We start from the raw sequence: 20,459 nt of genomic DNA, 5'->3' as shown, positions 1-20,459 counted from the left end.
TAACGTAGCCTAAGCCCTGCGCTATGTGGATAATAGCCTGCACCAATAGCAAGAGTACCTGACATGCCGCGCCGTTTCCTGCAGCGCTACATGCCTAAACCGGACACCATCCGACGCCAACGATCGCTACGTTTCATGGCGCCGTTGATTGCCGATCCAGGTTTGTGGCTACTCACTCGACGCAGCGTTGCCAACGCATTCAGTGTCGGGCTTTTTTGTGCCATGCTGCCCATTCCTTTTCAAATGGTCGTGGCCGCGCTGGGGGCACGGCTGGCTCGCTGCAATCTGGCGCTCTCGGTAGGCCTGGTGTGGGTCACCAATCCGCTGACCATGCCGCTGATCTTCTACATCAATTACCGGATCGGTACTTTTTTGCTGGGCGCTCCGGTACGCGAGGCGCCATCACGCATTTCGACCCGCTGGATAGCCGAGCAGATGCACGACATCCTGCCGCCCCTCCTGCTGGGCTCACTGATTACTGCCATCGCACTGGCCCTCATCGCCAACGTCGCAATTCGGCTCATCTGGCGCTGGCACGTCTCCCATAACTGGAAACGCCGCCGCCTGAAAAGGCGACGGCGCAGAGCCTGCATAGAATCGCAGTTCGACGATTAACCCCTGAGCGATTAACTCTGGAGCTGCTCGACGAGCCGCCCACCATCCAGCTTCATGACCCGATCCTGATGAGCTGCCAGGCTCACATCGTGAGTCACGATCACGAAGGCACAGGCGCTCTCCTTGGCCAGCTCATCCATCAAGTCCAGAATGGTGCTGGCGGTGGTCTGATCGAGATTGCCAGTGGGTTCATCCATCAACACCAGGCTCGGATCGGTCACCAGCGCCCTGGCAATGGCCACACGCTGGCGCTCGCCGCCCGAAAGCTCACCAGGCTTGTGGTCGGCACGCGCCTTCATGCCCACCCGGTCGAGCAGTTGCAAGGCGCGCTGTTCGGCGACCTTTTTCGCCTGGCCGCGAATGATCAGCGGCAGCGCGGCATTTTCCAGCGCAGTGAACTCGGCCAGCAGGTGGTGGAACTGGTAAACGAAGCCAATGTAGCGGTTGCGAAATTTGCCAAGTGCGGCTTCGTTCAGCTCCGACAGCGGTTCGCCAGCGATCACCACGCTGCCTTCGCTGGGGCGATCCAACCCTCCCAGCAGGTTCAACAGCGTGGTCTTGCCGGAACCGGAGCTGCCCACGATGGCCACGCGCTCTCCGGCATGTACCTGAAGGTCCAGCTGGTCCAGCACCGTCAAATCCTGCGGCCCTTCGCTATATACCCGTGTCAGGCCACGGCATTCCAGCATGACGGCGGGTGGTTGAGTAATCGTCGAAGTCATCGGAGCATCCTTATTCATAGCGCAGTACGTCAGCCGGTTGAACCCGAGCTGCTCGCCAGGCAGGGTAAAGTGTCGAGAGGAACGTCAGGCCGAAGGCGGCCAGCACGATGTCCCGCACATCGCTCCACTGCAAGCGCGAGGGCAAGTCGCTGATGAAGTAGACCCCGGCATCGAGGAACTGGATGCCGAAAGCACTCTCGAACCAGCCGATGATGTCGGAAATGGTCAGCGCCAGCGCAATGCCGACCGCTACGCCGACGGCAATGCCGATCAAGCCGATGGCCAACCCCTGGACGATGAAAATACCCATGATCGAACGCGGCGTGGCACCGATGGTGCGCAAGATGGCAATGTCGGCACGCTTGTCGGTCACTACCATGACCAGGGTGGACACGATGTTGAACGCCGCCACCGCAATGATCACCGTCAGCAGCAGCGCAATCATGCGCTTTTCCATCTGGATGGCCTGGAACAGGTTGCCGTGGGAGAACGTCCAGTCGGTGCCACGATAACCCGAGCCCAACTCCCTGACGATGGCCTGGGTTTCGCTCCCGGCCACGAACAGGTCATCCAGCTCGAGTCGCAGCCCACCTACGGCGTCGCCCATGCGCGCCAGGGTCTGCATGTCTTCGATGTTGGCATAGGCCAGATTGGCATCCAGATCCGCGCCCACGCTGAAGATTCCACTGACCGTGAAACGCTTCAGCCGGGGAAAGACCCCAGCGGGCGTAATCGACGCTTCGGGCACCAGCAGCGTGACGCGGTCACCCACCCCGACGCCAAGACGCCTGGCCAGCATGGAGCCCAGCACCACATTCCACTCGCCGGGCACCAGATCGGCCAGCTCACCTTCCCGCATGTGCTGGCCAATGATCGATACCTGGCCTTCCCAGTCGGGGTGGATGCCGTTCACCATGGCCCCCTGATTACGCCCACCCGACGAAAACATGCCCTGCTGTTCGACATAAGGCGCCGCGCCAATCACTCGCTCGCGCTGCGTCAGCCGGTTGGCCAAGGCCTCCCATTCGACCAGACCCTCCTGCGCTTCGATCTTGGTGTGTGGCACCATGCCGAGGATGCGCGTACGCAGCTCATGATCGAAGCCGTTCATGACCGACAACACCAGAATCAACACCGCCACGCCGAGCATCAATCCGAGCATCGAGGTCAGTGAAATGAACGAAATAAAATGGTTCCGGCGTTTAGCGCGCACATAGCGCAGCCCCACCAGGAAAGGCAAACGATCAAGCATGGCTTCATTCCTTAATAATGAGCGTCCATGGTACGGTTTTTTCAGCATGGCTGCATGTACAAACGCAGCCTTAGAGTAGCGAAAGCAGCGGCTGTTCCCTGGCACACGGTAACGCTTGCAAGTTGCGTGGCAACCCCCTAAATTGCGGCCGTTCCTCTTGCCCGCTGGGCGAGCCCTCTTACCTCGACACGAGTACCCGTGACATTGGCTATCAAGACGTATCGCTTGCTCCCCGAATGGCATCCACAGGATGGCCTACAGTTGACCTGGCCCCGCCCAGACGGCGACTGGGCGCCCATGCTATCGCGGATCGAAGCGACCCTTGAGCGCATTGTGTTGGCCACCGCACGCTATCAACGCGTCATCATCAGCGTGCCGGATGAGGCGACCCGGCTACGCCTGCTCGCCACGTTCAGCGCTTATGGCATCCCCGACGCGCAGCTGCAGCTGATTGTCGCACCCACCGACGATACCTGGGCACGCGACCACGGCCCCATCACGGTGCTGGACGAAGAGGATCAGCCCCTGCTGCTGGACTATACCTTTACCGGCTGGGGCGGCAAATTTCCTGCCGAGCACGACAACCAGCTCACCCAATGGCTGGCCGACGCCGGAGTATGGGACTGCCCCGTCGCCTCCCGGGCCATGGTGCTGGAAGGGGGTGGCATCGAGACCGACGGCGAAGGCACGCTGTTGACGACCGAAGCCTGCCTGCTGAACCCCAACCGCAACCCGACCCTCAGCCGCGCCGACGTGGAAGCCCGGCTGGCTGACGATTTCGGCGTGGACCGCTTTCTGTGGCTGGCTCATGGCCACCTGGAAGGCGACGACACCGACAGCCATGTGGACACGCTGGCACGCTTTTGTGACCCCTCCACCATTGCCTACGTGCGCTGCGACGATCCAACAGATCCGCATTATCCGGCATTGCAGGCCATGGAACAGGAGCTCAAGGCGTTCCGCCAGCGCAATGGCGAGCCCTACCGCCTGATCGCCCTGCCCTGGCCACAGGCCTGCTTCGACCCGGAAGATGGCCACCGGCTGCCGGCCACCTACGCCAACTTCCTGATCATCAACGAGGCGGTGCTGGTGCCCACCTATGGTGACCCCGCCGACGTGGTTGCCCTGCAAGCCCTGGCCACGGCGTTTCCGGAGCACACGCTGATCCCGATCGAGTGCGTCAGCGTGATTCGCCAGCACGGCAGCCTGCACTGCCTGACCATGCAGCTACCCAAAGGCACACTCGCCCCGCTTGTTTCCATGTCTTGAAGATAATGTCTTGAAGCTAATGTCTTCAAACTAACGTCTTGAAGTGAACGTCTTGAGGAGAACGGCATGTCACACACGCTGAACGTTGCGGTCATTCAACAGGCTGCCTGGCCTGACAAGGCGCGCAGCCTGGCAGAGAGCGAAGCCGGTATTCGCGAAGCAGCCCGTCAAGGTGCCCAGCTGGTGCTGCTGCAGGAGCTGCATGCTACCCACTACTTCTGCCAATACGAAGACCCGGCGCTGTTCGATCTGGCCGAGCCGCTGGATGGCCCCACCGGGCAGCGCCTGGCCGACCTGGCAAAAGAGCTGGATATCGTGCTGGTGGGCTCGCTGTTCGAGAAGCGCGCCGCAGGCCTCTACCACAATACCGCCGTGGTGTATGACCGCGCCCAGGGTCGCGTGGGCCAGTATCGCAAGATGCACATTCCCGACGATCCCGGCTTCTACGAGAAATTCTACTTCACCCCCGGCGACGCCGATGCCGCCCGTGGCGATGGTTTCACCCCCATCGACACCTCGGTGGGACGCTTGGGCATCCTGGTGTGTTGGGATCAGTGGTATCCGGAAGCCGCACGACTCATGGCCCTGGCGGGCGCGGAGCTGCTGCTCTACCCCACGGCGATTGGCTGGGACCCCAGCGACGACCCTGCCGAAAAAGCTCGCCAGAAGGAAGCCTGGACGCTGATTCAGCGAGCCCATGGCGTCGCCAATGGCCTGCCGGTACTGGTCGCCAACCGGGTGGGCTTCGAAGCCGACCACTCGGGCGTCGGCGCTGGTATCGAATTCTGGGGAGGCAGCTTCATCTGCGGCCCCCAGGGGGAACTGCTGGCCCACGCTGGCGAGCAGCGCGAGCAGTTGGTGGTGACCCTGGACATGGCGCGCAGTGAAAACACGCGACGCATCTGGCCTTATCTGCGCGACCGCCGTATCGATGCCTACGGTGACCTGACGCGCCGCTACCGGGATTGAGCCAAGCGTTCTTTCAACCACCGCCATCATAAAAAAACGCCTGCCCGGGTAACCCGAGCAGGCGTTTTCATTTGCATCACGAGGCGTCCCTTCCTCACGCCATGTCGCCCGTCGCCTGCCAGCAAGCAGGGCCGGACGTCACGGGCTCACTTCCAGAAATCGCGGATCGACGCGATCCCCTGAGCCCCCACGGCGCGGGCATGGTTGGCATCGAAGCGCGTCATGCCACCCAGCGCGAACACCCGCATGCCCGCCCGCTCGACCAACTGCTGGAAGTCGTGCCACCCCATGGGGGCCACTTCCGGGTGGGAGGGCGTGGTACGCAGGGGTGACAGCGTCACGAAATCGCAGCCCAGCACGGCGGCTTGAGACAGCTGCGTCTGGTCATGGGTCGAGGCAGAGAGCCACTTGTTTTCGGCAATGGGGCGGCGGTCCAGCGACATCAAACGCGCACTGGTGAGATGAATACCGTCGGCATCCACCTGCTCCAGCACTTCCGGTTCGGCATTGAGCAGCAGCTTGGCGCCGTACTGGCGGCACAGCGCCAACGCACGCTCTGCCCGCGCCAGGTAGGCCGCTTTATCCAGCGACTTGGCCCGCAGCTGCACCAGGCGAACACTATCCTCACGCAGGGCGCGCTCCAGCAGCGCTGCAAACCGCTCATCATCGGCCTCTTCACCGGTAATGAGGTATTCGGTAGGCAGCATCACTGCGCGCAGGATGGGCAGATTGGCGGCGGGGAACGGGTAGTTCACCAGCTCGTCCATGGGTACCCAGCGCACGGCCTGACCTTCACGCCCGAAAGGTTCACCGGCAAACTCATGCACTTGCCACACGTCCAGCAGAATGTGCTTGTCCGGGTACTCGTGGTGCACACGAATCAGAGGCTGGGCGCGCACGATCTCCACCCCCAGCTCTTCATGCAGCTCACGCTTCAGACCTTCCAGACCCGTTTCATAGGGCGCCAGCTTGCCGCCAGGAAACTCCCACAGGCCGCCATGATCGACATTGGACGGCCGACGCGCGATCAGCACGTGCTTCTGATCAGCGCTGATGATGGCCGCTGCCGCGACATGAACCCGTCGTTTTACCATTACACTCATTACGTCTAATCCACTCTGTGCGCGCCGCACGGGACAGGTACGGCGCTATCTGGCTTTGTTGAGCACGATGCCACAGCCTAGCTGCGGTAATCCGCATTGATGGACACATAGTCATGGGAAAGGTCGGAGGTCCACACGGTAGCCCCCTCCTCACCACGACCCAGCGTGATCCGAATGGTGATCTCCTCCTGCGCCATGACCGCACTGCCAGCGGCCTCGGTATAGCTGCTGGCGCGACCGCCCTGCTCCACCAGGCGCACGTCCCCGAGGTCGATGACCACTCGGCTGACGTCGAAGGCCTCAACTGGCGCACGGCCCACTGCGGCCAGAATACGCCCCCAGTTGGCATCCGAGGCATACAGCGCGGTTTTCACCAGCGGTGAGTGGGCGACGGTGAAGGCGACATCCAGTGCCTCCTGGCGGGTACGCGCCTCATCGACCTGCAAAGTGACGAACTTGGTCGCTCCTTCGCCATCACGAATGATGGCCTGTGCAAGCTCGGTCATCACGCGCTGCAGGCCGTTGCGGAAAATCGCCACCTGCTCATCGCTTTCGATGCGAACGCCGGTACCCGTGGCCGCCAGCATGCAGGCGTCGTTGGTGGAGGTGTCGCTATCCACCGTGATGCAGTTGAACGACCGGTCGACGGTCTCACGCAGCAGGGTTGCCAACAGCGTTTGCTCGATGGCCGCATCGGTGACCACGAACCCCAGCATGGTGGCCATGTTGGGCTTGATCATGCCCGACCCTTTGGTAATGCCGTTGATGGTGACCTGCTGGTCCCCCAGCGCTAGCGTCACCGTTGCCCCTTTGGCGCGGGTGTCCGTGGTCAGTATACCTTCGCCGGCGTGTTGCCAAGCCTGACTACTGGCCGCCAGGGTGTCCAGCGCTGGCGGCAGACCCGCCAACAGCCGCGCCATGGGCAGCGGCTCACCGATCACACCGGTCGAAAACGGCAGCACCTGCTCCGCCGAAACGCCTGCCTGCGCGGCCAGTGCCGCGCAGCTCTCACGCGCATCCTGCAGTCCCAAGTCGCCGGTACCCGCATTGGCATTACCGGTATTGATCAGCCAGTAACGAGGTGCCTTCCCCGCCGCCTGACACTGTGCCATATGCTCCTTGGCCACGATGACCGGCGCTGCGCAGAACGCATTGCGGGTAAACACGCCCGCCACACTGGCGCTTTCGGGCAGCTCGATCACCACCATATCGCGGCGGCCCGGTTTCTTGATGCCCGCCATTGCAGTGCCCAGACGCACCCCTTCAAGGGGTGGCAACTCCGGAAAGGGAAGGTTACCCACCGCCATGTTTCTCTCCTTAACGTGCGCTAACGATAATCAGCTTAGTTTGCCGCAGCACTGCTTGTATTTCTTGCCGGAACCACAGATACACGGATCGTTACGGCCGACTTTCGGCCCCTCACGGCGCAGCGGGCGCCCATCGGCACCAGGCGCGGTTGCCTCACCACTTTCGCTGGGCGCATCGTGGCGGCTGGCCGCCGTGGCCTTCTCACGCGCCAGCTCTTCGCGGCGCTTCTGCTCCAGCGCATCCACTTCTTCTGGTTGGCGCACCTGGACATGACTCAGGATGCGGGTGACATCGGCCTTGATGTTGGTCAGCAGATGCTGGAACAGTTCGAAGGACTCGCGCTTGTACTCCTGCTTGGGGTTCTTCTGGGCGTAGCCACGCAGATGGATACCGCGACGCAGGTGGTCCATGGATTGCAGGTGTTCTTTCCAGCGCGTATCCAACACCTGCAGCATGACCTGCTTCTCGAAGCGACGAATCAGTGCCGCGCCCGCCGTAGCAATCTTGGCTTCATAAGCTTCACGATGCATGGTCTGCAGGCGCTCACGCAGCTTCTCTTCACTGAAGCGCTCATCCTCTTCCGCCCACTGAACCACCGGTGCGTCCAGATTGAACTCGGTTTTCAGATGCGACTCCAGGCCATGCAGATCCCACTGCTCGGCCAGGCTCTGCGGCGGCACGTAGGTGCTGATGGCCTCTTCCATCACCTCCTCACGAATACCCAGCACGGCGCTCGATACGTCGTCAGAGGCGAGAATTTCGTTACGCTGCTCGTAAATGACGCGGCGCTGGTCGTTGGCGACGTCATCGTACTCGAGCAGCTGCTTACGAATATCGAAGTTGCGCCCCTCGACTTTCTTCTGGGCACGCTCGACGGCGTTGGACACCATCTTGTGCTCGATGGCTTCGCCACGCTCCAGACCCAGCGCCTGCATCAAGCGCTTCACTCGGTCCGAGCCGAACAGTCGCATCAGGCTGTCTTCCAGCGAGAGGAAGAAGCGCGTGGAGCCAGGGTCGCCCTGACGGCCCGCACGGCCACGCAGCTGATTGTCGATACGACGCGATTCGTGGCGTTCGGAACCGATCACGTGCAGCCCGCCAGCTGCCAGTACCGCATCATGACGCTCCTGCCACTCGGCTTTCAGGGCATCGAGCTGGGCCTGGGTCGGGTTCTGCAGCTTGGCGGCATCGGCTTCCCAGTTGCCGCCCAGCATGATATCGGTACCACGACCGGCCATGTTGGTGGCAATGGTGATGGCGCCAGGGCGCCCGGCCTGGGCAATGATTTCGGCTTCGCTCTGGTGCTGCTTGGCATTGAGCACGCTGAATTTGAGGCCCGCGTCACGCATCAGGCGTGCCAGATATTCGGAGGTCTCGATAGAAGCCGTACCGACCAGCACCGGTCGACCCGCCGCGGTCTCGGCAGAGACGTCCTTGATGATGGCTTCGTACTTCTCTTCGGCACTCAGGTAGACGAGATCGTTGAGATCCTTACGGGCCAGAGGCCGGTTGGTGGGAATGACGATAACGTCGAGGCCGTAGATCTGACGAAACTCGAAGGCCTCGGTATCTGCCGTACCGGTCATGCCCGCTAGTTTTTCATAAAGGCGGAAGTAGTTCTGGAAGGTGGTCGATGCCAGGGTCTGGCTTTCACGCTGAACGGTAACGCCCTCTTTGGCCTCGACCGCCTGGTGCAGGCCTTCCGACCAGCGGCGGCCAGGCATGGTGCGCCCAGTGTGTTCATCGACGATGACCACTTGCCCGTCGGCGACGATGTAGTCGACGTCAAGATGATAGAGGTGGCGCGCCCGCAGCGCCGAGTGCATGTGCTGCAACAGGTTGAGGTTTTGCGCCGCATAGAGCGAATCGCCTTCGCCCAGCAAGCCTTCGGCGCGCATCAACTCCTCGACCTTGTTATGGCCTTGCTCGGTGAGCTCGACCTGCTTCTGCTTCTCGTCCAGCACGAAGTCGCCTTCGACAGGCGCGTCTTCGTCTTCGGACACTTCCGCCTGCTCCAGCTGCTGGGCCAGACGGTTGACGATGGTGTACAGCTCGGTGTTCTCGTCCACCGCACCGGAGATGATCAGCGGCGTACGCGCTTCGTCGATCAGGATGGAGTCCACTTCGTCGACAATGGCATAGTGCAAACCGCGCTGTACCTTGTCCTCCAGCGAGAACGCCATGTTGTCGCGCAGGTAGTCGAAGCCAAACTCGTTGTTGGTGCCGTAGGTGATGTCACACTGGTAGGCGTGGCGCTTCTCTTCACCGGTCTGGCCAGCAAAAATCACCCCTATCGACAGCCCCAGGAACTCATACAGCGGGCGCATCCACTCGGCATCACGGCGGGCCAGATAGTCGTTCACCGTGACCACGTGTACCCCTTTGCCCGTCAAGGCATTCAGGTATACCGCCAGCGTGCCCACCAGGGTCTTGCCCTCGCCGGTTTTCATTTCGGCGATACGGCCGCGGTGCAGTGTCATGCCACCGACCATCTGCACATCGAAGTGACGCATGCCCATGACTCGCTTGCTGGCTTCGCGCACTACCGCAAAGGCCTCAGGCAGCAGTTTGTCCAGGCTTTCCCCAGCCTCCAGACGCTGGCGCAGCTCGGCCGTCTTGGCCTGCAGCTCGCCATCGCTCAAGCCGACCAGGGTCTCTTCCAGCACGTTGACACTCTGTACGCTCTTGAGCATGCGTTTGACTTCACGGTCGTTCTTGGAGCCAACGACTTTGCGTAACAAGGAATTAATCATGAAATATCCACATCAATAGGAGCGACCTCTTCAGGCGCACTCTTTCATAGGGTCAATTAACGTCGGGTAAATGAACGTACCGCTAGCGGCAGGTCAGCGGGCTGGCGGCCCCCGAGGAGAGCATACATCCAGAGCAACCGTCTGGCGGGGCATGACGGACAAGAAAGAGATAAAGCTTTTCAGAACAGGAAGTTGACGCTGCTGGCGTGCTACCCAGCGCCTTAGCGCGCGGCGCTTTTTGGCGATCCACTGCGACTGGGCACGCAGCATGGCGGGCACCCAAAAGCAGATACACACGCTCCGGTCGCTGCTGCGCAGATCGGAAGGGTGTAAACTGGCGGGCAGCAGACAGCTCACCAACAGGCCCGCAAGCCACCAACGCGCCAGCCCATGGCGACGATGTCGCCGAGGCAGAGCAGATAATGTATCGAGCGTTGATGGCATGCTGTGGCGTGGCTCCTGAGCGTGTTAGGCTCTGTCGATAGACGAAAAACATGGGTGCTGCGCGCACTCGTCAGCACGATACTATCCGCAACACCTCAGGAATCAGGTAAATGAGTATAAAGGTTAAGCGTTCCCGCGCACAGCCCATTACCCAATTGCTGAACACGTCCGCTGGCGCAGGCCAGCTGATGCGTCAGTCGCGCCTGATCGATCAAGCCCAGACCCATCTGCGCGCCCACCTGCCTGAAGAGATGCGCGAGCATGTCTTCGTAGGCGGCTTCAGCAACGGGCGGCTGACCCTGATCAGCAGCCAGGCCAGCTGGTTGACCTGGTTACGCTACGAGCAACCGCGCTTGTTGAACCTGCTGCACCAGCTCCCCGGCTTTACAGGGGTAACGGGGTTCACGTTAAAAGTGCGCCCGGTACGCACCGTGGCGCCACCAGCACGCTATGCGCGCACTCTTTCCAGCAGTGCTGGCACAACGCTCAAGGAGTGCGCCGAGGATACCGAACACCCCAGACTAAAGCAGGCCCTGGAGCGCCTTGCTTCGCACGCTCAGCGTACGACATGAACCCTACGCACAACAGGCCGCTCGCCCACCATTAGACCAAACGCAATAAAGCACCGCATGGCGGTGCTTTATCTTTAGTGGGGGGACACTACCCGATTTTCAAGCGGCGACCCTTAAAAACCACCTCAGGCCATGGCGGGTGCCGCATAGGAGATAGGCGCAACGGCCTTCTCTTCTTCGAAGGTCACGATTTCGTAGGCATCGGGCTGCGCCATGAGTTCACGACACAGACGATTGTTAAGGGCATGGCCGGATTTCACGCCACGGAACTCACCAATCAGGCTATAGCCCAGCTGATAGAGATCGCCGATGGCATCGAGCACCTTGTGCTTCACGAACTCGTCTTCGTAACGCAGGCCACCCTCATTCACGATACGGTAGTCATCCACCACGATGGCGTTGTCGAGACTGCCACCCAGCGCCAGATTGTTGGAGCGCAGGTACTCAAGGTCACGCATGAAGCCAAAGGTTCTGGCCCGCGAGACTTCCTTGACAAAGGATGTCGTGGAAAAGTCGATCAATGCCGTCTGCTTCTGTTGCTCGAAGACAGGGTGGTCGAAGTCGATGGCAAACGACACCTTGAAGCCTTGATGGGGCAGGAATACGGCCTCCTTCTCACCATCACTGACCGCCACACGACGCTTGATGCGAATGAATTTCTTGGCCGCGTCCTGCTCGAGAATACCCGCAGACTGAATCAGAAAAACGAACGGGCTAGCGCTACCGTCCATGATCGGCACTTCGGCAGCACTGATATCCACGTAGGCATTGTCGATGCCCAGCCCCGCAAAGGCCGACATGAGATGCTCGACGGTGGCTACCTTGACGCCTTCATGGGAAAGTGCCGTGCACAGGGTGGTGTCTTCCACCAGCTCGGCGCGGGCAGGCACGTGAACCACTGGGTCCAGATCGGTTCTGACAAACACAATACCCGTGTTGGCCGGCGCCGGGCGCAAAGCCAGATGGACTTTCTTGCCAGAGTGCAGACCCACTCCAGTGGCGCGGATGACGTTTTGTAGTGTGCGTTGTCTGATCATGGGCAGTGGTCAAGCTCTAATATCGGCGACGTGTAACAAGATGTTACCCAGTCGCAGGGGGGAGAAAAGTTATCAAACAGTGTTCACTTTAACAGCAAACGAGCGTTTTACCAATAAAACTCTCGTTTGCTACCTCAATAAACCTGATAGCGCAAGTCAATCTGCCTGGCGGCGCAGGAACGCGGGGATATCCAGATAGTCATCGGCATCGGCCGAACGACGTTTTTCAGGGCGTGGTTTGGCTGCTGCTTCCGGCGCTTCGGCACGCGCGGTAGCCTGTTGCCGCATGACGGTGGGCTGCTGCAATTTACGGTAGTCGGAGCCACCGGCGTCTGCAGCGGAGCGGCGCGCCGGTTCGCGAGACACGGCCTTGGCCTTGCTGCCATCCAGGCCAGCCGCCACAACGGTCACGCGCAGCTCGTCGGACATTTCCATATCGATGGAAGTACCCACGACGATAGTGGCTTCCTGGGAAGCGAACTCCTGCACCGTGGCACCCACGTCATTGAACTCGCCAATGGAAAGGTCGGGGCCAGCCGTGATGTTGACCAGAATGCCGCGTGCGCCGTGCAGGTCGATGTCTTCCAGCAGCGGGCTGCGGATGGCTTTTTCTGCAGCTTCTCGGGCACGGTTTTCACCAGTGGCACCGCCAGTGCCCATCATCGCCATACCCATTTCTGACATGACAGTACGCACGTCTGCGAAGTCGACGTTGATGATGCCCGGGCTGGTGATCAGCTCGGCAATGCCTTGCACCGCCCCCAGCAGGACGTCGTTGGCAGCACTGAACGCGGTCAGCAAGGTCGCGTTCTTGCCCAGCACCGACAGCAGCTTTTCGTTGGGGATGGTGATCAACGAGTCGACATGCTCGGAAAGCTCTTTCATGCCCTCCTCGGCCGCTCGCATGCGCTTTGGCCCTTCGAATGGGAAGGGGCGCGTGACCACGGCAACCGTCAGGATACCCAGCTCCTTGGCGACCTGAGCAACCACAGGCGCGCCTCCCGTCCCGGTACCGCCGCCCATGCCTGCCGTAATGAAGACCATATCGGCGCCATTGAGCAGCTCGGCGATGCGATCACGATCTTCCATCGCGGCCTGGCGGCCCACTTCAGGGTTGGCTCCCGCGCCAAGCCCCTTGGTGATTTCCCCACCCAGCTGAAGCACCGTTTTAGCCGATACGCGCTTGAGTGCTTGCGCATCGGTGTTGGCGCAGATGAACTCGACGCCTTCGATGTTGCTCTCGACCATGTGGTTGACTGCGTTACCGCCGCCACCGCCAACACCGACGACTTTAATGACCGCACTGCTCGAGGGTGCGTTATCTACCAATTCGAACATAAGCCCCGTCTCCTGAACCGCGTCGCGGCCCTATCAGAAATTTCCTTTTAACCAGCTTTTGATTCTTGCCAGCGTCGAATGGCCATCCTTGATATCACGTCGGACAAGCTCGCTGCGACCCTTGTGGCCCCCAGCACTTCCCACGTGGCTTTCCAGGCCTTGCCCATGACGCGTTTCCTGCAGTGCATAGTGGAGTAAACCCACGCCCGTCGCATAGATAGGATTGCGAACCACATCCGCCAGGCCTCTGACATTTTGTGGGCAGGCAATACGAACCGGCATATGAAAAATTTCTTCAGCCAGTTCGCTGACACCTTCCATGCGTGAGGTGCCACCGGTAAGCACCACACCCGCAGCCACCATATCTTCATAGCCACTGCGGCGTAATTCGTCTCTGACCAGCGTGAAGAGCTCTTCATAACGAGGCTCCACGACTTCCGCCAGTGCCTGGCGCGACAGATCTCGTGCCGCGCGATCACCCACGCTGGGCACCTTGATCATTTCATCGCTGGCCGCCAACTGCGTCAATGCGCAGGCGTATTTTACCTTGATTTCTTCCGCGTGCTGAGTGGGCGTACGCAGCGCCATGGCGATATCGTTGGTGACCTGATCACCGGCGATCGGAATCACTGCCGTATGGCGGATGGCGCCCTCACTGAAGATGGCCATGTCGGTGGTACCTCCACCGATATCGACCATACATACTCCCAGCTCGCGCTCGTCTTCGGTAAGCACTGCCATGCTGGACGCCAATTGCTCCAGGATAATGGCATCCACATCGAGACCGCACCGCCGCACGCACTTTTCGATGTTCTGTACGGCATTCAAGGCAGCCGTGACCAGATGCACTTGCGCCTCCAGACGAACCCCGGACATACCCAGCGGTTCGCGGATACCCCCTTGCGCATCGATGGAGAACTCCTGGGGCAAGACATGCAACACGCGTTGCCCTTCAGAGATAGCCCGAGCCCGTGCGGAATCGATGACCCGCTCGATATCGTAAGGAGTGACTTCACGCTCCTTGATGGCCACCACGCCGTCGGAGTTCATGGAGCTGATATGACTGCCTGCCACACCCACATAGACAGAGTGGATATCGCAGCCCGCCATCAGCTCTGCCTCTTCGACAGCACGCTGAATCGACTGCACCGTGGATTCGATATTGATGACCACTCCTCGCTTCATGCCGCGAGAAGGATGAGAACCGATACCGGCGATTTCAATCCCACCATCATCGGTGGGTTGACCGACTATCGCGACGACCTTGGACGTTCCAATGTCCAGCCCGACAACCATATTGGATGCGTTGGGTGAGCCTGCCATGAGTCGGTAAATCTCCTTGTCGTCGTTTTATAAGAGCGGGGATCGCCTTTTAACGCTTAAACGAAAAGCAGGCAAAACCCGAAGATAAAATAAATAAGTTGACTAAAACTGTATAACGCCGCTAACCGCGACCGAACAATAAATACTGACCCACAGCATCGTCTGGGACATAGTATAGAAACAATAGCCACAATACGACTAGCCCAAACCCACGATAATTGGCCAGGAAAGCATTTTATACCCCATAAGCGGTTTTTTTAGCGGGCCTGCCTGCCCATTTACCCGCTTTTTTGCACATTGCGCCTTATCGTGACTCGTCCTCCTCCTCCGGAACCTCGGTTTCACCATGCCAGGCCACTGCCACACCATTGGGGTAGCGCAGGTCGATGTAGCGGATATGCTCGCCCACGCTGCTCAGCTCACGCTGCCAGGAGGCCGATAGCCGGGCTAGTCGCTCCCCATGGTGACGACGCCCCAGCATTACCCAGGTACCCTGGTCGAGCTGAAGCCGCCAGGCGCCTCGGGGCTCCAAGCGCAATTGCGCCAGGGTCAACGACAGCCCGGCAAAGTGCGGCGTCAAACGCTGATAGTAGGCCAGCACTTCCGCACTGCTTTCCTGAGGCCCCGCCAGGTCGGGCAATCCGGCTGGCGCATCAAGGGGCGCGTAGGAGAAGGGTTCGCCTCTTGGGTTAAGCAGGAAATCATCATTCCAGCGGGCTACCGGCGTTTGCTCTATCAACTCGAAAACCAGCGCGTTGGGCCACTCTCGGGAAATTCGCACTTCATCCAGCCAACCAATCTCCAGCGCATCGCGGCGCAGCTCGCCCAAATCTGCCGACAGCCAAGTGATATTCTGGACCAGCGGGGCCAGCTGTGAGCGCAGATAGTCCGCGCTCAAATACTCCCACTCGCCTCGAATGGACACTCGCTCGATCGGGCGATCCAGCCAAAGCCATAGCGCTCGACTCCCCGCCCCCAGCAGCAATGCCAGTAGAACGATACCGAGCCACGCATTGCGCTTCTTCATAAAAAACTCATGCCATGCCCCGTCACGAATCGCGCGCCAGTGCCGTGGTTAAAATACGCATCACCAGCTGGTCGAAATCGATGCCAGCGTGGGCTGCTGCCTGTGGCACGAGGCTATGATCGGTCATCCCGGGCACGGTATTCACTTCGATCAGCCAGAAGTTGCCTGCAGCATCACGCATGACATCGATACGCCCCCAGCCTTCGCCACCCACGGCAAGGAAGGCCTCCTTGCACAGCGCAGCCAACGTCTGCTCGTCTTGTGCAGACAGGCCACAGGGCAAGTGGTACTGGGTGGTATTGGTCAGATACTTGGCTTCATAGTCATAAAACCCACCGGGCACCTCGACACGGATAGCAGGCAACACGTCATCGCCCAATAGTGCGACGGTGTATTCATCACCGGTAATAAAGCGCTCGGCCATGACCCTGGCATCGAAGGTAGCAGCCTGGGCATAGGCGGCTTTCAGCTCATCGAGACTGCGGACGATACTGATACCCAGAGTCGAGCCTTCGTGTACCGGCTTGACCATCATGGGTAGCCCTAACTGGGCTACCACCGCCTCCCAGTCCGAACCGGCATTCAGCATGATGCACTCCGGCGTGGGCAGGTCGACGGCTTGCCACACCTGCTTGGTACGCTGCTTGTCCATGCCCAACGCCGAGGCCAGCACGCCACTGCCGGTGTAAGGCAAACCAAGCAACTCCAATGCCCCCTGCAGCGCACCATCTTCACCGCCACGCCCATGCAGTGCGATGAACACCGCGGTGGGGTCGAGGCGCTCGAGGCCCGCTAGCCCACCCTCCTTGAGATCGTACCCCTGCGCCTTCACGCCTTGACGCTGCAAGGCATTCAGTACTGCAGCACCACTCTTGAGCGACACCTCGCGCTCGGCGGACGTGCCGCCGTAGATCACGACGACACGCTCCAGGCCTGCCTGCTGCGCTTGTCCTGTCATAGCACCACCTCTTTCATGGCCAGCCGGGCCTGGGCAAGGCGCAGTGAAATGCCACCGACGTCGCCCGCCCCCTGAGTGATCAGAATATCTCCCGGACGCAGCACGTTGTTGAGCAGGGCGGGCAGTTCGTGCTTGTGCTCCACGAACAGCGGATCGACATCGCCACGCTGACGGATAGAACCGGCCAATGTCTTGCCTTCGGCGCCCGGCACCACCGCCTCGCCAGCGCTGTACACATCGAGCAGCACCAGCGTATCCACCTGAGACAGTACGCGCACGAAGTCTTCGTAGAGATCGCGGGTCCGGCTGTAGCGGTGGGGCTGATAGAGCATCACCAGGCGGCGATCGGGCCAGCCGGCACGCACCGCCTGAATGACCATATCCACTTCCCGCGGGTGGTGGCCGTAATCGTCGACCAGCATGATCTCGCCTTCGCCGACCGGTGCCGGATAGTGGCCATGCACCTGAAAGCGCCGCCCTACGCCTGCAAACCCCATGAGACCGCGCTGGATGGCGTCATCACTGACCCCGGCGTCGGTCGCCACCACGATGGCCGCCATTGCGTTCAAGGCATTGTGGCGGCCCGGCATGGCCAGTCGAATGGCCAGCGGAGGCACGCCACCGGGCCGCAGTGCCGTGAAGGAGACTTCCCCGGCCTGCTGACTAAAATCCACGATGCGATAGTCAGCGTCTTCATCGAAGCCGTAGGTCACGAACTGGCGCTTGATACGCTCGCACAGCCCGCGCACGTGGGGATCATCGATACACAGCACCGCCAGGCCGTAGAAAGGCAGATTGTGCAAGAACTCGATGAAGGTGTTTTTCAAACGCTCGAAGTCACCCCCATAAGTGGCCATGTGGTCAGCATCGATATTGGTGACGATCGACACCATGGGCTGAAGGTGAAGAAACGACGCATCGGATTCGTCGGCCTCGGCCACCAGATAGTCGCCCTCCCCCAGGCGAGCATTGGCACCTGCGCTGGTGAGTTTTCCACCGATCACGAAAGTTGGGTCCAGGCCGCCCTCTGCCAACAGGGTAGCCGTCAGGCTGGTCGTGGTGGTCTTGCCGTGGGTACCAGCCACGGCAATGCCGTGACGAAAGCGCATCAGCTCGGCGAGCATTTCCGCACGCCGCACCACTGGCACGCGGTGGTCGTGCGCCCAGCGAATTTCAGGGTTGGCTTCATCGATGGCACTGGAGACGACGACCACATCCGCGCCTTCCACGTTCTCCTTGGCATGCCCAATGAATACATCGACGCCGCACTGACGCAAACGCTCCACCACACTGGACGCTTTCATGTCACTGCCGCTGACCTGGTACCCCTGGTTAGCGAGCACCTCGGCAATGCCGCACATGCCGGCACCGCCAATACCGACGAAATGAAGCCGCTGGATACGGCGCATACCCGGCCCGCTCGGGCCACTCAGCTGCGGCGACGTATGGTTGACTGACTCGGTCACGCAGTTTCTCCTTGCTTCACCAGCGAGAGGCAGCCTTGGGCCAGGCGCTCGGTCGCGTTCAAGGACGCCGCTTGACGCGCCTTGGCGGCCATCTCTGCCAGGGTCTCTGGGTAAAGTAATTGGTCCAAAAGTTCACTTAAATAGTCAGCCGTCAGCTCAGCCTGTACGACACATAGCGCCGCACCCGCCCGGACCAGCACCTCGGCATTCACCCGCTGATGGTCATCCACGGCAAAAGGAAACGGCACCAGCAACGCGGGCTTGGCCGCCGCCGCCAGTTCGGCAATCGTCAGCGCACCGGCTCGGCAAACGACCAGATCCGCCCAGGCATAGGCCGCGGCCATATCATCGATGAACGGCGAAACCTCGGCGACCACCGCCTGCTGAGCATAGGCGTCTGCCGTGGCGATATCGCGCTCCTTGCCTGCCTGATGACGCACCTCGGGACGTCGCTCCGGCGGCAGCGCAGCCAAGGCCACAGGCAGGCGCTCGTTCAGCGCTACCGCGCCCAGTGAGCCGCCTACCACCAACAGGCGCAGCGGCCTGCCCTGCATGTCGGCCACCTGCCGGGGCTGCTCGCCCAGCGCGGCGATCTCTTCACGTACCGGGTTGCCAATCACCTCGGCACGCGTGCCAAATGCATTCTCGAACGCGGCATAGGTACGCGTGGCCAAGCGCGACAGCACCTTGTTGGTCAGCCCTGCCACGGCATTCTGTTCATGAATGACCAGCGGAATACCGGATAGCCGGGCCGCTAGACCGCCAGGCCCGCTGGCGAATCCACCCAGCCCTACCACCACATCCGGCTTGAAACGCTTGATGACGCCACGTGCCTGGAGCACCGCCCGCGACAGGTTGAGCGGCGCCTTGAGCCAGCCATCGGCGCCATTGCCGCGCAAGCCACTGATCGCAATGGTATGTAGCACGATGCTCGCCTCGGGCACCAAGCGGTTTTCAATTCCCCGCGGGCTGCCCAGCCACTCCACGGCAACCCCTTGGGACTGGAGAGCACGCGCCAGCGAGAGCGCAGGAATGACGTGCCCTCCCGTTCCTCCCGCCATGACCAAAACCCGTCGACCCGCATGTATCGCCACAAACAGCTCCTTGAATAATTACGTCAACCGCGGCTCTCGGCGAGCACGATAAGGCGTCGACAAACGACGCGGGCGATGCCGAGTTTCTGCATCCACCCGGAGCAACAGCCCCACCATCATGCCAGTGACCAGCAGACTGGAGCCTCCGTAGCTGATCAGCGGCAGGGTCAGCCCTTTGGTCGGCAGCAAGCCAGCACTCACCGCCATATTGATAAACGCCTGAGCCGCCACGATAAAGCCGATCCCGTAGCTCACGTAGGCACCGAACAGATGCCCAGCCAGCTCTGCCCGTCGACCCACCCACATGGCCCGCACGATGAACAGGGTGAACAGCAGCACCACGGCTATCGCTCCAATCATGCCCAGCTCTTCGGCCACCACCGCAAAAATGAAGTCCGTATGGGCTTCGGGAAGATAGTGCAGCTTCTGCACGCTGTTGCCCAATCCGGTGCCAGTCACATGGCCACGTCCAAACGCGATCAATGCCTGCGTCAGCTGATACCCGGTGGCGAACTGGTCGGCCCAGGGGTCCAGGAAGCTGGTCCAGCGCGCCAGTCGATACGGCTCCATGACGACCATCATCACGGCACCAAACCCCAGCACCCCGCCACTGCCCAGCAACAGCGTCAGCGAAGCGCCGCTCATCATCAGCATGCCGATCACACACACGGCATATACGACCATGCCGCCGAAATCCGGGGCAAGAAACAGCAGGAAGGCAGGAATGGCCAGTACCGCCAAGGGGCGCCACATGGTAAAGGCGCGCTGGCGCAGTTCATAAGTGAATCGCGACATGAAGGCGGCCATGTAAAAGATCAGCCCCAGCTTGCCAAATTCCGAGACTTGCAGGCTGGGAAGCGGCCCTGGCAGGGCAATCCAACGCTTGCTGCCGTTGACCTCCTGGCCTACGGCCAGTACCACGACCAGCATGACAATGCTCAGCAACAACAGCAACGCCGCATTCTGGCGCCATAGCTCCAGCGGCACGCACACCATGAACAGGCATGCCAATATCGCCAGCAGCAAAAAAATGCCGTGCTGGCGAGCATAGTGATAGCTGTTTTCCAGTAGCCCTATCGACGCGGAGCTGACCATGACCCAGCCCAGTCCTGCCAACGCGACGGCGGCGACAATCAGCCAGACATCGCAAGGCAGGTGGCGGGTCGCCAGCGCTTCACGCAGTCGCTGCATCCTACTCATGGTTTCGTC

Annotated in this window: 18 protein-coding genes; 4 read left to right on the top strand and 14 right to left on the bottom strand. The window is 60.8% G+C overall.

Annotated elements, in window-relative coordinates; genetic code table 11:
* Window positions 1-63 precede the first annotated feature (63 nt).
* Window positions 64-615 (top strand): DUF2062 domain-containing protein, encoded by a 552-nt coding sequence (locus IE061_RS05620; protein WP_039177335.1) that lies wholly within the window; start codon window positions 64-66, stop codon window positions 613-615.
* An 11-nt stretch (window positions 616-626) separates the two neighbouring features.
* On the opposite strand, the gene IE061_RS05615 is transcribed toward IE061_RS05620, so the two are convergent.
* Together IE061_RS05615 and IE061_RS05610 are read right to left on the bottom strand one after the other, a co-directional pair.
* Window positions 627-1,337: an ABC transporter ATP-binding protein gene (locus IE061_RS05615; RefSeq protein WP_039177339.1), complete on the bottom strand. Its 711-nt coding sequence runs from the start codon at window positions 1,335-1,337 to the stop codon at window positions 627-629.
* 10 nt (window positions 1,338-1,347) lie between these two features.
* On the bottom strand, window positions 1,348-2,589 hold the full coding sequence (locus IE061_RS05610) for a lipoprotein-releasing ABC transporter permease subunit (protein ID WP_016913533.1): 1,242 nt from the start codon (window positions 2,587-2,589) through the stop codon (window positions 1,348-1,350).
* Between the two features lie 198 nt (window positions 2,590-2,787).
* Between IE061_RS05610 and IE061_RS05605 the strand changes: the two genes are divergently transcribed.
* Complete coding sequence (locus tag IE061_RS05605) at window positions 2,788-3,858, top strand: agmatine deiminase family protein (RefSeq protein WP_039177343.1); 1,071 nt, start codon at window positions 2,788-2,790, stop codon at window positions 3,856-3,858.
* Between the two features lie 66 nt (window positions 3,859-3,924).
* On the top strand, window positions 3,925-4,827 hold the full coding sequence (locus IE061_RS05600; RefSeq protein WP_193461205.1) for a carbon-nitrogen hydrolase: 903 nt from the start codon (window positions 3,925-3,927) through the stop codon (window positions 4,825-4,827).
* A 146-nt stretch (window positions 4,828-4,973) separates the two neighbouring features.
* On the opposite strand, the gene IE061_RS05595 is transcribed toward IE061_RS05600, so the two are convergent.
* The 4 genes from IE061_RS05595 to IE061_RS05580 all read right to left on the bottom strand — a co-directional run bounded on the left by IE061_RS05595 (window position 4,974) and on the right by IE061_RS05580 (window position 10,435).
* Window positions 4,974-5,930 (bottom strand): Nudix family hydrolase, encoded by a 957-nt coding sequence (locus tag IE061_RS05595; protein WP_230478387.1) that lies wholly within the window; start codon window positions 5,928-5,930, stop codon window positions 4,974-4,976.
* 77 nt (window positions 5,931-6,007) lie between these two features.
* Complete coding sequence (argJ, locus tag IE061_RS05590) at window positions 6,008-7,237, bottom strand: bifunctional glutamate N-acetyltransferase/amino-acid acetyltransferase ArgJ (protein WP_193461204.1); 1,230 nt, start codon at window positions 7,235-7,237, stop codon at window positions 6,008-6,010.
* A gap of 30 nt (window positions 7,238-7,267) precedes the next feature.
* A complete protein-coding gene (gene secA / locus IE061_RS05585; RefSeq protein ID WP_193461203.1) occupies window positions 7,268-9,991 on the bottom strand; it encodes a preprotein translocase subunit SecA in 2,724 nt (907 codons plus the stop codon).
* Window positions 9,992-10,084: 93 nt separating this feature from the next.
* On the bottom strand, window positions 10,085-10,435 hold the full coding sequence (locus tag IE061_RS05580) for a hypothetical protein (RefSeq protein WP_193461202.1): 351 nt from the start codon (window positions 10,433-10,435) through the stop codon (window positions 10,085-10,087).
* Between the two features lie 110 nt (window positions 10,436-10,545).
* Here IE061_RS05580 and IE061_RS05575 point away from each other — a divergent pair, with 110 nt between their 5' ends.
* Complete coding sequence (locus IE061_RS05575) at window positions 10,546-11,007, top strand: DUF721 domain-containing protein (RefSeq protein WP_193461201.1); 462 nt, start codon at window positions 10,546-10,548, stop codon at window positions 11,005-11,007.
* 125 nt (window positions 11,008-11,132) lie between these two features.
* Here the strand turns inward: IE061_RS05575 and lpxC are convergent, their stop codons facing one another.
* The 8 genes from lpxC to ftsW all read right to left on the bottom strand — a co-directional run bounded on the left by lpxC (window position 11,133) and on the right by ftsW (window position 20,450).
* Window positions 11,133-12,044, bottom strand: coding sequence for a UDP-3-O-acyl-N-acetylglucosamine deacetylase (gene lpxC / locus IE061_RS05570; RefSeq protein ID WP_193461200.1), 912 nt, complete (start codon window positions 12,042-12,044; stop codon window positions 11,133-11,135).
* Between the two features lie 156 nt (window positions 12,045-12,200).
* On the bottom strand, window positions 12,201-13,382 hold the full coding sequence (gene ftsZ, locus IE061_RS05565; RefSeq protein WP_016913524.1) for a cell division protein FtsZ: 1,182 nt from the start codon (window positions 13,380-13,382) through the stop codon (window positions 12,201-12,203).
* A 33-nt stretch (window positions 13,383-13,415) separates the two neighbouring features.
* Window positions 13,416-14,705: a cell division protein FtsA gene (gene ftsA / locus IE061_RS05560; RefSeq protein WP_016913523.1), complete on the bottom strand. Its 1,290-nt coding sequence runs from the start codon at window positions 14,703-14,705 to the stop codon at window positions 13,416-13,418.
* 304 nt (window positions 14,706-15,009) lie between these two features.
* Window positions 15,010-15,732 carry a cell division protein FtsQ/DivIB gene (locus IE061_RS05555; RefSeq protein ID WP_016913522.1) on the bottom strand — a complete coding sequence of 241 codons (723 nt, stop codon included), beginning with the start codon at window positions 15,730-15,732 and terminating at the stop codon, window positions 15,010-15,012.
* Window positions 15,733-15,754: 22 nt separating this feature from the next.
* On the bottom strand, window positions 15,755-16,690 hold the full coding sequence (locus tag IE061_RS05550) for a D-alanine--D-alanine ligase (protein WP_016913521.1): 936 nt from the start codon (window positions 16,688-16,690) through the stop codon (window positions 15,755-15,757).
* Window positions 16,687-18,099, bottom strand: a complete 1,413-nt coding sequence (murC, locus tag IE061_RS05545) for a UDP-N-acetylmuramate--L-alanine ligase (RefSeq protein ID WP_193461220.1) — start codon at window positions 18,097-18,099, stop codon at window positions 16,687-16,689. The genes IE061_RS05550 and murC overlap by 4 nt, the downstream gene beginning before the upstream one ends.
* 53 nt (window positions 18,100-18,152) lie before the next feature.
* Complete coding sequence (gene murG, locus IE061_RS05540) at window positions 18,153-19,217, bottom strand: undecaprenyldiphospho-muramoylpentapeptide beta-N-acetylglucosaminyltransferase (protein WP_040460716.1); 1,065 nt, start codon at window positions 19,215-19,217, stop codon at window positions 18,153-18,155.
* A gap of 51 nt (window positions 19,218-19,268) precedes the next feature.
* Window positions 19,269-20,450 carry a putative lipid II flippase FtsW gene (ftsW, locus tag IE061_RS05535; RefSeq protein WP_026001648.1) on the bottom strand — a complete coding sequence of 394 codons (1,182 nt, stop codon included), beginning with the start codon at window positions 20,448-20,450 and terminating at the stop codon, window positions 19,269-19,271.
* Window positions 20,451-20,459 lie beyond the last annotated feature (9 nt).

Origin of the sequence: Vreelandella hamiltonii (assembly GCF_014651795.1) — a bacterium.
GTDB classification, from domain to species: domain Bacteria; phylum Pseudomonadota; class Gammaproteobacteria; order Pseudomonadales; family Halomonadaceae; genus Vreelandella; species Vreelandella hamiltonii.
This window is presented reverse-complemented; position numbering and strand designations above follow the sequence as displayed.